This is a genomic window from Weizmannia sp. WK01 (genome assembly GCF_025905465.1).
GTDB lineage: Bacteria > Bacillota > Bacilli > Bacillales > Bacillaceae_C > Weizmannia > Weizmannia faecalis.
In genome coordinates this window covers 766,522-783,047 of the sequence record NZ_CP109616.1, presented here as the reverse complement: position 1 = coordinate 783,047, position 16,526 = coordinate 766,522, and the positions used below count along the sequence as shown (strand labels likewise).

The 16,526-nt window shown below is 46.9% G+C and carries 14 protein-coding genes and 1 riboswitch; of the genes, 5 read left to right on the top strand and 9 right to left on the bottom strand.

Translation table 11 applies throughout. From position 1 onward, the window contains the following. Positions 1-18: 18 nt before the first annotated feature. Positions 19-909 carry a cation diffusion facilitator family transporter gene (locus OF158_RS03595; protein WP_035182398.1) on the top strand — a complete coding sequence of 297 codons (891 nt, stop codon included), beginning with the start codon at positions 19-21 and terminating at the stop codon, positions 907-909. Between the two features lie 157 nt (positions 910-1,066). On the opposite strand, the gene OF158_RS03590 is transcribed toward OF158_RS03595, so the two are convergent. The 4 genes from OF158_RS03590 to OF158_RS03575 all read right to left on the bottom strand — a co-directional run bounded on the left by OF158_RS03590 (position 1,067) and on the right by OF158_RS03575 (position 4,356). Further along, entirely contained in the window at positions 1,067-2,053 is a 987-nt protein-coding gene (locus OF158_RS03590; RefSeq protein WP_035182400.1) for an acrylyl-CoA reductase family protein, read from the bottom strand. 16 nt (positions 2,054-2,069) lie between these two features. Further along, positions 2,070-2,384, bottom strand: coding sequence for an iron-sulfur cluster biosynthesis family protein (locus tag OF158_RS03585; protein WP_014096042.1), 315 nt, complete (start codon positions 2,382-2,384; stop codon positions 2,070-2,072). A gap of 176 nt (positions 2,385-2,560) precedes the next feature. After that, positions 2,561-3,286 (bottom strand): WecB/TagA/CpsF family glycosyltransferase, encoded by a 726-nt coding sequence (locus tag OF158_RS03580; protein ID WP_014096043.1) that lies wholly within the window; start codon positions 3,284-3,286, stop codon positions 2,561-2,563. A gap of 323 nt (positions 3,287-3,609) precedes the next feature. Continuing rightward, positions 3,610-4,356, bottom strand: a complete 747-nt coding sequence (locus OF158_RS03575) for an AraC family transcriptional regulator (protein ID WP_035182402.1) — start codon at positions 4,354-4,356, stop codon at positions 3,610-3,612. 115 nt (positions 4,357-4,471) lie between these two features. Between OF158_RS03575 and OF158_RS03570 the strand changes: the two genes are divergently transcribed. The 4 genes from OF158_RS03570 (at position 4,472) to OF158_RS03555 (ending at position 10,459) form a co-directional block, all read left to right on the top strand. Then, positions 4,472-5,716, top strand: coding sequence for an extracellular solute-binding protein (locus OF158_RS03570; RefSeq protein WP_035182404.1), 1,245 nt, complete (start codon positions 4,472-4,474; stop codon positions 5,714-5,716). Between the two features lie 185 nt (positions 5,717-5,901). Further along, positions 5,902-7,116 (top strand): carbohydrate ABC transporter permease, encoded by a 1,215-nt coding sequence (locus tag OF158_RS03565; RefSeq protein WP_026685029.1) that lies wholly within the window; start codon positions 5,902-5,904, stop codon positions 7,114-7,116. Between the two features lie 12 nt (positions 7,117-7,128). Then, positions 7,129-7,956 (top strand): carbohydrate ABC transporter permease, encoded by an 828-nt coding sequence (locus OF158_RS03560; protein WP_035182407.1) that lies wholly within the window; start codon positions 7,129-7,131, stop codon positions 7,954-7,956. A gap of 208 nt (positions 7,957-8,164) precedes the next feature. Then, a complete protein-coding gene (locus tag OF158_RS03555) occupies positions 8,165-10,459 on the top strand; it encodes a glycoside hydrolase family 65 protein (protein ID WP_035182408.1) in 2,295 nt (764 codons plus the stop codon). Between the two features lie 239 nt (positions 10,460-10,698). Here OF158_RS03555 and metC read toward each other — a convergent pair whose 3' ends face one another. From metC to OF158_RS03530, 5 genes are all read right to left on the bottom strand, one after another. Next, entirely contained in the window at positions 10,699-11,874 is a 1,176-nt protein-coding gene (metC, locus tag OF158_RS03550) for a cystathionine beta-lyase (RefSeq protein ID WP_017552247.1), read from the bottom strand. Beyond that, on the bottom strand, positions 11,871-12,986 hold the full coding sequence (locus OF158_RS03545; RefSeq protein WP_026104684.1) for a methionine biosynthesis PLP-dependent protein: 1,116 nt from the start codon (positions 12,984-12,986) through the stop codon (positions 11,871-11,873). The genes metC and OF158_RS03545 overlap by 4 nt, the downstream gene beginning before the upstream one ends. Positions 12,987-13,063: 77 nt before the next feature. After that, positions 13,064-13,183: riboswitch (SAM riboswitch) on the bottom strand. Between the two features lie 108 nt (positions 13,184-13,291). Next, complete coding sequence (locus tag OF158_RS03540; protein WP_035182411.1) at positions 13,292-14,431, bottom strand: ABC-2 family transporter permease; 1,140 nt, start codon at positions 14,429-14,431, stop codon at positions 13,292-13,294. Then, positions 14,422-15,318 (bottom strand): ABC transporter ATP-binding protein, encoded by an 897-nt coding sequence (locus OF158_RS03535; protein WP_017552250.1) that lies wholly within the window; start codon positions 15,316-15,318, stop codon positions 14,422-14,424. Before OF158_RS03535 ends, OF158_RS03540 begins: the two co-directional genes overlap by 10 nt. A gap of 216 nt (positions 15,319-15,534) precedes the next feature. Beyond that, positions 15,535-16,512 carry a KpsF/GutQ family sugar-phosphate isomerase gene (locus OF158_RS03530; protein ID WP_017552251.1) on the bottom strand — a complete coding sequence of 326 codons (978 nt, stop codon included), beginning with the start codon at positions 16,510-16,512 and terminating at the stop codon, positions 15,535-15,537. Positions 16,513-16,526: the final 14 nt, after the last annotated feature.

Below are 16,526 nucleotides of genomic sequence, written 5' to 3'. Positions count from 1 at the left end.
GATAGAGAAGGAAACCAAATGGAAGTGAAAGCAATGAATGAAGAAAAATACCAAAATTTAAAATTAGGCGAGTACGGCATTATGATCAGCATGGCGGCCTATTTAAGCCTGTCGGTGCTGAAACTAGTGATTGCCTTCTATACGGATTCAAACGCCCTGAAGGCAGACGGGCTGAACAATATTACGGACATCCTGTCTTCGATCGCCGTCCTGATCGGGCTCCGCCTCTCCCGGAAACCGGCGGACCGCGATCATCCTTACGGGCACTGGAAAGCGGAAAACGTCGCCTCCATGGTTGCTTCTCTCATTATGGTGGCGGTCGGCATCCAGGTGCTCTATGATGCCATTGTCTCGATCATACATGGAAAATCCGAATCCCCGGATATGGCTGCGGCATGGACCGGATTCCTTTGTGCCGCCGTCATGTTTTTTGTCTATTTGTACAATAAACGATTATCAAAGCGCATCAATAGCCAGGCGGTGCGGGCAAGCGCGATGGATAATTTGTCCGATGCCTGGGTGAGTATCGGCGCGAGCATCGGCATCATCGGTTCGCAGTTCCATCTTCCGTGGCTTGATCCGGCGGCTGCGATTGTTGTCGGCTTATTGATTTGCAAAACCGCCTGGGAAATTTTCCGTGATACTTCCCATCTTTTAACAGACGGATTTGATGAGTCGGAGCTGGAAAATTATAAAGCGAAAGTACTAAGCGTAGCCGGCGTCCAAAGTGTGAAGGATATTAAAGCGCGGCAGTACGGAAACAATACGGTCATTGATCTTGTCATCGGCGTTGATCCGTCTCTTGATTTGCGCCATGCCCATGACATTTCCACAAAAGTGGAGAATTCACTGATCCGCGATTGTGAAGTATATGAGGTCATTGTGCATGTAGAGCCGGCGGAAAGTTAAAACCCGGACTTGCAAGCACGCCAACTGGTGATGCAGGTACATTCGAAGGAAAGGTGAAACCCGGACTTGCAAGCACGCCAGCAGGTGCCCTTGTCCATTCAACCAGTGCCTTTTCCGGTTGTTAAAAAAGGATGCGAATACCACGCATCCTTTTTCGTTACAATTTTATAATTGTCCGACCCTGAAGCTTGCCTTCCAAAATATCCGAAAGGGCGGCCGGGACTTGCTCAAGGCTGATTTCCCGAACAATTTCACTCGTCAAATGTTCCGGTTTAAAATCGCTGGCAAGTTTTTCCCAAATTTTCACCCGGAGATCCATCGGGCAAAAAACAGAATCGATTCCGAGCCAGCTGATAGCGCGCCCGAGAAACGGCGTTACGGTCGTTGTGACTTCCCTTCCACCGGTAAGACCGCTCGTTGCCACCGCCCCGCCGTACTGGAGTGTGCTGATGATGTATTGTGTCGTTTTCCCGCCGACAGGATCGACTGCAGCTGCCCATTCTTTTTTGCGAATCGACTGGTCTTCATGGTCCGTAACGGCTTCCCTGTCGAGGATACGGGCCGCACCGAGCCGTTTTAAATAGGCGTGTGCCTCTTTTTTTCCGGTTGAGACCGTGACTTCATAACCCCTTTTTGCCAAAATGTCGACAGCGACACTGCCGACACCGCCGCTTGCCCCGGCAACAAGCACCGGCCCCTGTCCCGGTTTGAGCCCGTGGTCTTCCAGTTTTTGCACGGACAGCGCTGCCGTAAAGCCGGCTGTCCCTAAAATCATGGACTCTCTTAACGTCAGCCCTTTCGGAAGCGGCACGACCCAGGCAGCCGGCACGCGCGCCATTTCACTGAATCCGCCGAAATGCCCGGTGCCCAGCTTATAGCTTGTGACGATCACTTCATCGCCTTCTTTAAAGCGGCTGTCAGCGGATGCAAGCACCGTTCCCGCCAAATCAATTCCCGGTATGAATGGATACGATTTGACAAAGTCCCCTTTCACGCCAACAAGCGCATCTTTGTAATTGACACTTGAATAGGCGACTTTTACGGTGACTTCCGCGTCCGGCAGCCGGCCCGTATCCCATTCCTGTACGGAGAGTACCGGCTGTGATGCATTTTCCATGACCAATGCACGAAAAGTTTCTTTCAATGCAAAGCACCTCTTTTTACTCGGCTCTTGTCAAGTCAAGATTGTATTGGTAAACTTCCTGATCTGAAGAAAGTTTGTACCCTTTATTCGGATTGTAATCGATGATGACTTTCTCACCGAGCTGTTTTTGGCTTGCCTTCGACACAAGGAGCGGAATGCCATAAACATTAAATAAATCGTCATCTTCCCGTTTATGGTCAATTTTTAAAGAATGTTCCGCAGCAATTGTACAGCTCCCGACAAAGACCGCCTCAATCCGGATGCCTTCGCCTTCTTGAAATTCAATTTGTTTGAATTGGGAGAGTGCAGCGGGTTTGATATCAATTTCCATCTTTCTCACCTTTCTTTTACAAATGATTTCATTATCGTACCCGCTTTTCCCTTTTGTAAAACAAAAATAGCACATCTTTTATTGTCGGCAAGTACCGGGTATTTCCTTCTTTTTTCGGCACGTGTCTGAATTCCCGTCCTGCACGCCCTGTTCCTTTCAGCGCCGGAAAAAGGAGGTTATGAATGTTTCCATTTATATCGCAAAATCCGGCACAAAAAGATGAGGCTGCCGAAATTTCGCTTCCACAGCCGTTTCGGTTCGCGCAACAATCGGAACAGCCACTCGATCCGCAATTTCCGGAACAAATACGGGGCGCGCGGTACGTTTCCGGATGCAAAATCAATAAATGCGCCGACGCCGAGCCGTGCTGTGCAAGAAAGTTCCTGATCGAAGCCGGCAATGAATTTTTCCTGCAGCGGAACGCCCATTCCGACGAGCAGCACATCGGCATGCGAGCGGTTAATCATCGCCACAATCTCATGTTTTGATTGAAAATACCCGTGGTGGCAGCCGGCAATTTTCAAATCGGGATAATCTTTGCGGAAATGTTGTATCGCACTTTGCAGATTCGTTTCGGTAGCACCGAGCACAAATACGGAGAAGCCGTTTTTTTCACAGCGCTTTAATATTTTCGGCGTCAAGTCGGTACCGTTTAAATTGCCGGCAAGCGGAATGTCAAACAGTTTTGCGCCGATTTCAATCCCGACCCCATCGTTGAGCAGATAGTCGGCTTCATTGATAATTCGGTAGTAGTCGCGGTCGGTTTGGGCGATATTGTAGCAGTGCGCATTCAAAAAGAACACATTGGTTTTGATCCCTTCGTGTACCCGGCTCTCAAATTCGTCCAAAAATTGTTCTTCTGTAATTACGGTCAAATCGATATTGCCAAATGCCTTTTTCAAAACAATTTTCTCCTTAGCACGGTGAAATGTTTCCATGTTTAGTATATACGTTCCGTGCACCGCCGGCAATGTAAAATCCCGGTCCGCCAATGCCTGGGCAAAAAGGGAAAACCCGGCTTGTGGTCATAAAAAAGCACCCTTTGCTGATACCGTGTTTTTTGCAGCAAGGGCGATATACGGTTTTGTTCGAGTGCGCAGACGGTGGCTAAGGAAAGGAACTTGATGGAAGTCCGGACGTGAAACGGTGCTGCCATGTGTTAAACATTGGAAAATTGCAAGGAAGCGCCAGCCGACCGTTAAAAAACGGATACATGCCGTCAAAGCTAGTGCTGGTTCTGCTCCCTGAATTCTTTTGGGGTGAGCCCCATATATTTTTTAAAAAGCAAAGTATAGTAGCTTTGGTTGCAAAAATGGAACAGAAGCGCAATTTCGGAAATAGTAATATTTGTATGGAGCAAAAAATAAATCGATTCTTCAATCCGCTTTTTATTAATATAATCCGTCACCGATACGCCGGTCTCTTTTTTAAACAAGTGGGACAAGTAGCTCGGATTCAGGTAAACATGTTTCGCCAGCGATTCAAGCGTGATCACCTGTAAAATATTTTCATGAATATATGCCACAGCCATATGAATCGCATGGCTGTAGCGATGTTCTTGTTTCCTTGCCTGCTGCACGGCTTCCGTAAAATTGCGCAGCATGCTGTACTCGAGTTCAAACAGCTTTTCCTGCGTCTTTATCCTTTCAATCTCCAAAATATGCGCATCGCTGATGTTAAAAGCAGTTTCCGGCGGCACGCCCGCTTCGATCGCCGCCCTTGTAAACAGCGTGCAAATACAGATGAGTGAATTACGGAGCGAGCGGATCGGTTCTTCCGCAAGTTTTGCCCGCTCCAGCGTATTGATAGTTTTCAAAACGGATTCGGCTGCTTCCACTCTCCCTTCTTTTACGGCATTCAACAACTGCTTTTCCATCATATAAGGCGGATGAAGAAAATACTCGCGCTGGTGCTCAACGCGGTATGAAAGGTAGCGTTCAATAATGGATTTGCTGATGGCAGACTGTTTCATCGGAGCCGCCCCAATACCTAAAAATTTTATTATAGATCTAAAGATTCTAATATCATTGTATGCGCATACAGGGTAATATTCAAGTGTAATCATCAAAATTAAAGGGGGCTTTCGTATGTGGAAAAAAGCGGGCGTGATTTTGGCAGCGCTTACGCTAGTTATCGGCGTGCTGGCCGGCTGCGGCAGCAATTCAAACTCGAAATCGAGCAAAAGCGGCAGTTCCTCGAAAAAGATTGTGTTAAAATTCGCGGCACAAAATGACAGCACACCTGCGACAAAAGCAGTCATTGCGGCTTTTAACAAACAATCGAAAAAGTACCAGGTGAAGTGGGTACAAATGACGAATGACTCGGCACAAATGCACGACCAATTGCTGACTTCGCTCTCCAGCGGATCAAGCGAATATGACATCATGTCCATGGACGTTGTGTGGGGCGGCGAATTTGCCGGTGCCGGATACCTTGTCCCGATTGACAAGAAAATGATGGATGCCAATTTGACGAAAGACCAGTTCAATGCCGGCTCAATGGCTTCCGGAAACTATGAAGGGAAACAATACACACTTCCATTCTTCCCGGACCTTGGCATTCTGTATTACCGTTCCGATATTGTCAGCAAGGAAGATGCTGCAAAACTCGAAAGCGGGGACTACACCTATAAAGAACTCGGGGATATGGCTGCAAAATATGCCGGCAAAAACGGAACGACAAACGGCTTTGTTTATCAGTCCAAACAATATGAAGGCTTAACCGTCAATGTGACAGAATTCACGAATCATTACAAAGATATCAAAGGCGGCCTTGAGACGATGTATCAATTTACAAAAGCAGCATGGGCGCCAAAAGATTTGCTGAACTATATGGAACAACAAACGCTGGACAGCTTTGCACAAGGAAAATCTGTCTTCGCGCGGAACTGGCCGTACCAGTATGGCACCATTAAAACAGGCGGAGAAGGCGTAAAAGTGGACATCAAAAATGTTGGCATTGCCCCGCTTCCGAACGGCGGCGCTGTCGGCGGCTGGCTTCTCGGCATCAACAAAAACTCAAAACATGTAGAAGGCGCATGGGAGTTTGTAAAATTCGTAGCCGGCAAAAAAGGGCAGAAGATTATGTCCACAAAAGGCGGTTACCTGCCGGGATATAATGATTTGCTGAATGATCCTGATGTCCAAAAACAAAACAAAATGCTGACCATGCCGGGCTTCCAAAAAGCGTTGAAAACGACGATTGCCCGCCCGGTATCCGCGAAGTACAGCAAAGTATCCGACACGATCCAAATTGCGGCCCACAAATATTTAAGCACAGGCCAAAATCTGGATGATGCAGTCAAAACGATCCAGGACGCAACAGGCAAATAAGCAACCGTCCGGGAACGCGTTTTACTCCCTTTCCGTCCCCGGGCGCCTGCTTTTCATAATGGTTTGATATCGGCGAAAGGCTCTATTCCATAGAGCCTTTTTTAAAAAGAAATGAGGGGGCGCTGCATAAACTGTGCATCCTCCGTACGGGAAGAAACATTACGGTGAAAAGAGGTGCCAGCATCATGAAGAAGAACCGCTTGCAGGCTTTTTTATTTATCCTTCCAGCCCTGCTGTTTATCGGCGTATTCTCGCTGTGGCCGATTTTTCAGTCACTCCGCTATACCTTTTTTGATTATCAGCTGAATAACCAGCAAAAATCGGGGCTATACATGAGCCCGCGCTATAATTTCGATTTATTTGACGAAACGCAAACGTATGTCAGGCTGTTTCTAACAGAAGACCGGGAAAAAATCACCGACCCGGCCGACCGGCAAAAAGTCGACAAGCTGGTCCATCGCGTTGCCGATGTTGCCAAGCAGTATAAAGGCAGAAAAGGCGTCCAAAAAATCAGCCAGGCCGACCAGAAAAAGCTGATGGGCCTTTATACCGACTCATCCAAACTGGTAAAGGAAATCAATGCCAAATACAATACGCAAAACGGAAAAAATTTATCAAAAATTGTTAAAGATTTCAAAAGCAGCTTTGTACCCTCCAACTTCATCGGCTTCAAGTCTTATAAAGAAGCATTGCATGACAAACGACTCGGGCATGCCTTATGGAATACCGTGCTCTTTACCGTCGTTTCGGTTTTCCTTGAGTTCGTCCTCGGCCTCGGCCTCGCCATGATTATGAACAAAGCGTTCAGAGGGCAAGGCATTGTAAGGACAACTTCGCTGATCCCGTGGGCAATTCCGACCGCGGTTGCCGCGCTCATGTGGAGTTATTTGTATGACGGCACAAGCGGTGTTGTCGCGCATTTTTTCCAATCCATAGGGCTAATCAGCGATTCGCGCATTCTGCTATTAACGGGATCCGGCGCGATGGTATCCACGATCTTAGCCGACGTTTGGAAAACAACACCTTATATGGCCCTTTTGCTGCTTGCCGGCCTGCAAAACATTTCCAAAGGGTTGTATGAAGCCGCATCCATTGACGGCGCAACAAAAATCCAGCAATTTTTCAAAATTACGCTACCAATGCTGAAGCCTTCTATTTTAGTCGCACTGCTGTTCAGGACACTTGACGCTTTTCGCGTTTTCGACCTGATTTACGTTCTGACAGGCGGCGGTCCGGGCGGGGCAACAGAAACCATGTCTGTCTACGGTTACAAAACGATGTTCGGGCAAACCAACTTCGGCTACGGCTCCGTCATTGTCATCATCATGTTTATTTGCGTCGCCATCATCGCAACCATTTACATTAAAGTGCTCGGCGCCAATCTGATGGATAAAAACTAAGGAGGGATGGCCATGAAAACGAACCGCAAATGGAATGTGCTCATCATCGCCCTGATTGCCGTATTTTTATTTGGGATGATATTTCCGTTTTTCTGGATTTTTATCACCTCCTTTAAACCTTCCGGGGAAATTTTTGGCAACGGGGCTTTTCGGGTCTTTGCCCATCATCCGACATGGGAAAATTACACGCAGATTTTCCAAAAAGGGATCCTGACATCGGTGAAAAACAGTTTTATCGTTGCGACAACGACAACGGTTTACATTATTTTAATTGCCACGTTTACGGCTTACGCGATTTCACGCTTTGATTTCAAAGGGAAAAACCTGTTGCTCGGGCTGATTCTGGCGGTTTCGATGTTCCCGCAAATGATTGTCACCGGGCCGATTTATAATTTGTTCCTGCATTTGCATTTAACGAACTCGTATGCGATTGTCCTGCCGTATTCGACGATCACCCTGCCGACTGCGGTATGGATCCTGGTGACGCATTTCAACCAGATTCCGCTCGCACTTGAAGAATCGGCAAAAATTGACGGTGCGACGCCGGTCCAGACGCTGTTCCGGATTGTCTTCCCGCTTGCCGCGCCAGGTGTTTTTACAACTGCGATTATTACATTCATTGCCGCGTGGAACGAATTTTTGCTGACGATTACCTTAAATTCGGACGCTAATTATCATACTGTGCCGGTCGCGATTTCTTTCCTCCGCACCCAGTTCGAAATACTTTGGGGACAGGTCGCTGCCGCTACCACAGTCGTCACGGTCCCGACTTTGATCATCGTCCTTCTGTTCCAGAAACAAATCGTCTCCGGCCTTACAACAGGTGGGGTGAAAGAATAAAAATTTCCGGCAGTGGAAAAGTTTTCCCTCGGTATAGCGCGCGACATTTTCCGGAATCCCGCCTGCCGGTGTGTGACCCCTGGATGAATACATGAGCCGGCGGTCGATCCGATATGAGCGAAAAAAGGGCTTCCCGGCCGGACCATAAGAAAAAAGGGCGCTTGGCACCATGCCATCTTCGAATTTGGAATTTTTGGAGGAACAGCGTATGACATGGGAAATCACGAAACACGAATTGGACAAACAAATGCTGCTGGTCAATGAAAGCTTATTTGCACTCGGGAATGGCTATCTTGGCGTGCGCGGAAACTTTGAAGAAGGCTACCCGGAAGAAATCCCTTCTATCCGCGGCACATATTTGAATGCTTTTTATGACATTACAGAAATCCAGTACGGGGAAAAAGCGTACGGATTCCCGGAAACCGGTCAGAAAATGCTGAATGTGATCGATGCGCAGACCATCGAAATTTTTCTTGGAGAAGAAAAAGAACGCTTTTCTCTTTTTGAAGGGGAAGTTCTCGGTTTTTCCCAAACTTTGCACATGAAACGCGGGTTTTCCGAACGCGCCATCCATTGGAAATCGCCTTCCGGAAAAGAAATCAAGCTCACTTTTTCACGGTTGGTTTCTTTTACACAGCGGGAACTGTTTGCGATTCAAGTGAAAATGGAGCCGGTAAACTTTTCCGGGCCGGTGCGGGTGATTTCCACTGTCAACGGTGATGTGCAAAATTATGTCGATAAAAACGACCCGCGGACCGGATCTGCCCATGCAAAAAAGCTGGCTGTGACAAAAGTGGCAGAGGACAGAGGCACGATTGTACTGCGTGTCCGCACATTTGCTTCCGGGCTTGAAATGGCTTGTGCCGCAACCCACGCCGTTTCCGTCTCTTGCGAATGCCATTATGAACAAGACGAACAAAAAGTGCACGCAATCATCGATTTCAAACACGGCGAGCCGGTGTCCCTTACAAAATTTGCGATCTATACGGACACGCTCCGCCACGGGGACCATATCGCAGAAAAGGCGGCGGCCATCCTAAAAAGCATGCAAGGCAAAGATTTTTCAGCACTATTACGGGAGCAGGAGCAATATTTAGCCACTTACTGGCAAGCAGCGGACATTGAAATTGACGGCGATCCGAAACTGCAGGAAGGGATCCGTTTCAATCTGTACCAGCTCCTGCAATCTGTCGGAAAAGACACCGCCAGCAATATTGCGGCAAAAGGGCTGTCCGGGGAAGGTTATGAAGGGCATTACTTTTGGGACACGGAGATTTACATTTTCCCGGTGTTTCTGTTGATCCATCCGGAACTCGCGCGGCATTTGCTGCTGTACCGCTACCATATCCTTGACCACGCACGGGCAAGGGCAAAAGAGATGGGCCATCAAAAAGGTGCGCTATTTCCGTGGCGGACGATTTCCGGCACGGAATGCTCACCGTATTTCCCTGCCGGCACAGCGCAGTATCATATCAGCGCGGACATCGCTTACAGTTATATGCAATACTGGTATGCCACCCAAGATCAGGACTTTATGAAGCAATACGGCGTCGAAATTCTCGTGGAAACGGCGCGGCTTTGGCTTGAGGTTGGCCATTACCGGGAAAAAGACGGCAAATTTGCGATTGAAGATGTGACCGGGCCGGATGAGTACACAGCCATCGTCAACAACAATTACTATACAAATGTGATGGCAAAATATAATTTGAAATCAGCTCACAAATTTTATCACTGGCTGAAAGAAACAGATGATGCCTATTTTGCGGCATTTGCTGCACGGCTTGGTTTAACGGACGAAGAAGCGGCAAGCTGGCTGAAAGCGGCGGATGCGATGTATCTCCCTTATGATGAAAAACGCGGCATCCACAAACAGGATGACAGCTTTCTCGATAAAGCGGTCTGGGATTTTGAACATACGCCGAAAGACCATTACCCGCTCCTTTTGCATTACCATCCGCTCACGATTTACCGGTACCAAGTATGCAAACAGGCAGACACGGTGCTCGCGCATTTTTTGCTGGAAGACGAGGCAAATCCGGAAACGATCCGAAACTCGTATCATTATTATGAAAAAGTCACGACACACGATTCATCACTGTCCACATGCATTTTCAGCATAATGGCGTCTAGGCTCGGCGAAGCGGAAAAAGCGTATCATTATTTTATCGAAACAGCCCGCCTTGATCTTGATAACACACATGGCAATACAAAGGACGGCCTGCATATGGCCAATATGGGCGGGACATGGCTATCAATCGTGTACGGATTCGGCGGCGTCCGGATCAAAGAAAACGGGTTTTTTCTAAATCCTACCATTCCGGAACAATGGGACCGCTATTTATTTCGCCTCACCTACCAAAACCGCAAGTTTCAGGTGGAAGTGGCGCGCCATGCGTTTAAAGTGACATTGCTGGAAGGAGATGCGCTGGACATCCATATAGGCGGCCGTACAGAAACGTTGAAACCAGGCAGGACGGTTACCCGGCCGATTTCCGGATTGTGAATGCAGGCGTTCCTTTCCTTTACACAAAAAACAGAAAAAAGCGGCGGGACACTTTTTACAGTGGTTTCCCGCCGTTTTTATGTTTTCTTTCGGGCTTTTTCAGCGGCTTCTGTGGTGCAGTTTTTGTCATACGTACGGACGGGACGTGCCTCCATTCCCGTTTCAAAATGAGCCCGGGCGTCTATTTTGAAACGGGGAATCCCGCCGATCAGGGCGGATTCCCTGCAGCCGTTTGTCCATTATTTCACGGTTGTGCCCGCTTTCGTGTACGAAAAAGCCTGCTCGAAATCGGCAATCAGATCATCCGGATTCTCGAGGCCAACCGATAAGCGCAACAAGCTGTCGGAGATGCCGCGTTTTCTTCGGTCCTCAGGCGGCATTGCGGCGTGGGACATTTTTGCCGGATAGGACAGAATCGATTCTACAGCGCCGAGGCTGACGGCAAAGACCGGAATTTTTACATGGCTGACAAATGTCCGGAGCGCTTCCTCATCTTCCAGTTCAAACGACAATACCGCGCCCGGCCCTTGTGCCTCCAGCTTTTGCAGCGCATGCTGCGGATGGTGCCCGAGCCCCGGATAATACACGTTTCGCACAAGCGGATGCGCATCAAGAAAATGTGCGATTTTCACCGCTGACTGCTGCGATTGGAGCAGCCGCACATGCAACGTTTTCAACCCGCGCAAAACGAGCCATGCATCCTGGACGCCGAGCACCGCCCCGAATGAATTTTGCAAAAATCCGAGGCGCGCTGCCAATGCTTCATCTTTTACAACCGCAAGCCCAGCAACGACATCGCTGTGCCCTGCTAAAAATTTCGTCGCGCTGTGCAGCACGATATCCGCCCCGAGTTCAAGCGGGCGCTGCAGGGCAGGCGTTAAAAAGGTGTTGTCGACAAAGGTGAGCGCCCCGGTTTCCTTTGCCAGTTCACTCACCGCACGGATATCCGTCACTTTTAAAAGCGGGTTTGAAGGGGTTTCCACATAAAAAGCCTTCGTGTTCGGGCGGACGGCCTGCCGCACTTCTTCAAGGTTGGTCATATCTACAAATGTATGTTCAATACCAAGCCGGGTCAGGACTTCTGTCACCATCCGGAACGTGCCGCCATACACATCTTCGGTGATGACAACATGGTCGCCCGCCGACAAAAGCAGAAACGCGGTTGAAATCGCCGCCATCCCGGAAGCAAACGCGAAACCTTTGACACCGCCTTCGAGTTCGGCGATGACATCCTCGAGCGCTTCCCTCGTTGGATTGAGCGAGCGGCTGTAATCGTATTTACCGAACTGGTCAATGTCCGCCTGGTGGTATGTCGAAGCATGCTGGATCGGTACACTCACAGCACCGGTCGCCGGGTCTATTTTATGGCTGTTATGTAAAAGCCTCGTTTGAAAAGAATAATCTTCATTTGTCATCGTGTTTGCACCCCTTCGTGAATGTTGGCAAAAGCTTTTTCAATATCTGCAAGCAAATCGCGTTCATTTTCAATTCCGACTGAAAAGCGCAAAAGGCAATTGTCTACGCCTGAAGCAATCCGTTTTTCTTCCGGAATGTCGGCATGCGTCTGTGTAGCCGGGTAAGTGATAAAACTTTCCGTCCCACCGAGGCTTTCGGCAAATGTAATCAAAGACAGGCCGCGTAAAAACGGGTCGACCCATGATTCTTCTTTTACACGGAAAGAAAGCATCCCGCCGCGGCCCGGATACAGCACATCTTTTACATCCGGATGCGCGCTTAAAAATGCCGCCACAGCTTTTGCATTTTTTTCGTGTTTTTCCATCCTAAGCGCCAGCGTTTTCATGCCGCGCATCAGAAGCCACGAATCAAACGGACTGAGGGTGGCGCCGGCACCGTTATGGTACAGAAAAAGCTGCTCGCAAAGTTCAGCACCCTTTGCCACGATCAGACCGGCCAGCACGTCGTTATGCCCGCCAAGATATTTCGTCGCGCTATGGACTACAATATCAGCGCCTTCTTTAATCGGCTGCTGCAAAAGCGGGGTGTAAAAAGTATTGTCTACAATCAGCAGGATTCCGTGCCTTTTCGCAATTTCAGCCACTGCGCCGATATCCGTCTGCTGCATGAGGGGGTTTGTCGGCGTTTCGAGGAAAATGGCTTTCGTTTTCGGGGTGATTTCTTGTTCAATATTTTCCGGGTTGCACGTATTCACGTACTTACAACAAAGCCCCCATTTTTTATATCCCTGCTCCAGCAGGCGGTAGGTGCCGCCATATAAATCATCACTCACAATCCACTCATCGCCGGCCTGGAACAAAGATAAAACAGTGAAAATCGCAGCCATGCCGGAACTGCACGCAAACCCGCGGTCCCCGCCCTCCAGATCCGCAATCGCTTCTTCAAGCAACTGGCGCGTCGGGTTGCCGGTACGGGAATAATCGAAACCGGTTGACTGCCCAATGCCTTCGTGGCGGTAAGCGGTAGAAAAATAAACAGGCGGGTTCACCGCACCTGTCACGCGGTCACTGCGGTTTCCGATTTGTGCAAGTTTTGTTTCTGTATGATACATGATGGACACTCCCTCACTTAAAATCAAAAAGCCTTCTCCAATAAGAAGAAGGCCATTCCTTTCGTGCATGAACCATCTTCTTATCTTTCAAGTTATGATCCCATAACTTGCAGGACTTAGCACCTTTTCAACGCGTAAAAGCATTGAAGGTTGCTGAGGCTTCATCGGGCCATTCCCTCAACCTCTCTTGATAAGAAAACACCAATATGAAATTTGCCATCAACGCCGCAAAAGAAATTACACAACGAACCTAAAAATTGCTTACGTTCAATTTATCCCTTTTTTTCGGATTCGTCAAGCTTTTTTTAAATTTTGTTTTTCTTATGGATAATCCATATGGTGAGAAAATAAAACAGCAAAGATGAAAGGAGAAGCGTAATGACTCCGTCTGTAGTATTGATATACTCATTCCTGAATTTTGCTGCACTTTCTCCATTCACTATATTCGGCACATCCACAAATGTAAAAGGGATGATATGCATAACAGCATACAACTTTGTCTTAAATCCGCTCATCATTTCCTCAAAACAAAAACAAGCCACCAAAACGAGCATCAGAAGCAATTGATTTCGAATAAAGGTATTTAAAAACTGCGTGAAAACAGAAATAAATAATAGAAGACATAGGATTAGTAAAAGCGATCTGCCCAAAAACCGGGCAATTGAAATCCACAATACTTCTGTCCCGTTTAAATTGATCGCCACAGGGTACTTCCAACTCCCCAAATGGCTTATGATGCTACCAATAATGAGCGCAACAACCAGGATAACAATCGTGATGGCAAGGCTGTAAACAAATGAAGTGAAGATTCTCGCATCCAATATTTTCTTGAGCTTCACTGGCAAAACATTTACAAAATGATTAATACCGCCTTGTTTGTCTCTTGTTGAAATATCACCAATTAAAACTGCAATGAGAAGAGGCATTAAGAACGGGAATACGTAAAAAAGAATACGATATGTAAAGTTAATACCCGGGGTTTCGAACGACTCTATTACCGGATGAATATTTTGTTTAAGCAGAATGGTATTGAGCTGTATTGCTTTTTCTGTCTGCGGAACAATTTTTTTATTACCAAAAACAATTGTTCCGGCATTAATCCCAGCAATTAATTTTTTATCTAAAGCGATCTGCAATTTCAGTTCTTGCTTCCAATCCCCTGCTTCATGAGCTTGTATTTGTTCTGTACGAAGGCGTAACTCCTCCTGCAAACCCGCAAGTGCTTTCTTCTTTGCTTCACTCTTATTTGGATTTGATTCCATGTGTGAAATGGCATTTTCCAGTGAGGATTTGTTATCCTGATATTCATTGAGCGGGTCCATTCTCTTTGCTCCCACGAAAGTAAATGCAAACAAAATGAAAACAATCAAAATAGCAGCAATAAAAACAGTCAAATTTTTTTTATTTCTAATGAATCGCAATGTCTCTAATTTGATTAGCCCCATTTATCTTCACCTTCGTATATTTCCTCATAAATTAGTTGGCTGCCTTTTTGCCCTATGAAAAATGATTTAAATTTCATGTCTTGTTCGAATGCCTGATTTACCACAAAGGAGCTTTTACTCGAATCTATCTCCGCCCATACTTCATTGGCTGTGGCATTTTTAATTTCTTCATCTTTAAATAGGGAAAGAACTTTATCCGCATCATTCCCATTCTCTAACTTAATGATGATGTATTTATTAAAGTCCGGATTATTTTTTCTGCTTTCGTAAACCATTCTTCCTTGCTTTAAAAAGATGACACGATCACATAATTCATCAACATTGTTCAGAATATGGGAAGAAAAAAATACAATTTTATTTTCATCTCTAAGTTGCTTAATGGATTTGCTTATCAGTTTAATATTGGATGGGTCCAGCCCATTCATCGGCTCGTCCATCAATAGCAAATCACAAGAACTGATCAAGCACATCCCAAATAGCAGCCTTTGCTGCATGCCAAGCGAATATTTTGAAACCCTTTTGTCGATATAGGAACCCATGCTTAATTTTTCAATAACAGCGCCACATTCTTGTTTGCTCTCCCATAATCTTTGTACAAGTTTTAAATGCTCTCTCCCTGTTAAATTTGGATACAATACTGTATGGTCTTGCAAAAAAAATATTTTTTTAAGGATTTTTTCCCGATGCATTTTATAATTCATGCCGTAAATACTAATTTCGCCTTTTGAAGCAGGAATCAGGTTGGATATCGCATTTAAAAGCGTCGTCTTGCCGGATCCATTTGGAGCAACCAGGCCAATAATCTCCCCTGGTTCAGCAGAAAAACTTATATCTTCCAAAATTTTTGACTTCTCTATCTCTACTGACACATTGTTTACCCTTAACAAAACAATCCCTCCCCCGTTAATTCACAAGATCTTATCACCTATTTTAATAGGCCGCAGCGCCATTGTCACCGAAATTTTTGCGTGGTGTCACCGAAAAAACAAACTGCTGCTGCACATATTGGCGGCAACCACCAAAAAAAGCGGGATTCTTTATGAATCCGCTCTATCCAGTCAAAAAATTTTTTCTTGTTATTTTGCTTATTCTTGTTATTTTGCTTATATAGTCTGGACCAAATCCTGAATATGGAGCATGGCAACCGGTTTCTGGCCGGTAACAACCGGAAGCACCTTGAAAGCGTGGTCTTCCATTATCCGCAATGCTTCCGCTGCCAGCTGATGCTCACTGACGCAAACCGGATATTTTGTATACAAATCTGCTACTTTTTTATCCAGTACTTCATGGCCGTTTAAAAGCTCACGCCGGATATCGCCGTCCGTTAAAATGCCGGCCAGCCGTCCCCGATCGTCAATAACTGAAACAGCCCCCGCCCCCGCTTCCGTCATCATAAATAATGCTTCCTTTATGCCGGTGTCCATTCCGGCAACCGGGTTCATCCTTTTCCGTTTAGCCACATGGCCAACCGTGAGAAGCAAACGCCGGCCAAGCGAGCCACCGGGATGGAAAAGCGCAAAGTTTTCAGGTTTAAAATCCCTTGCCTTCAAAAGGGCAACCGCAATCGCATCCCCGAGTGCAAGCGTGACGGTAGTTGTAGAAGTCGGGGCAAGGCCGAGCGGGCACGCTTCCTCAACTTCCCCGATATCCATCACCAGATTCGAACGCCGCGCCAGTGTCGACTTGCGTGAACCAGAAATAGCAATCATTTTTGCGCCGATCCTTTTGATGGAAGGGATCATATTTAATATTTCCGACGTTTCCCCGCTGTTGGAAATGGCAATGAGGATGTCTTCTTTTGTTATTTTTCCAAGATCGCCGTGCAGTGCTTCTCCCGGGTGAAGGAAAAATGCCGGGGTACCGGTGCTTGCAAATGTGGAAGCAAGTTTCCGGCCGATGATGCCCGATTTCCCCATTCCTGTAAAAATGACTCTGCCTTCGCACGCCAATATCATTTCAATGCCTTCATTTATACGAAAATTGATCCGGTCCTTCAGCTTTAAAATCTCATTGGCCTCTTTTTCCAGCACTTCACGGACGCTTTCGACATAATTGATGCTTCGTTTGAAATCTTTTAACATCCTATTCACCTCCG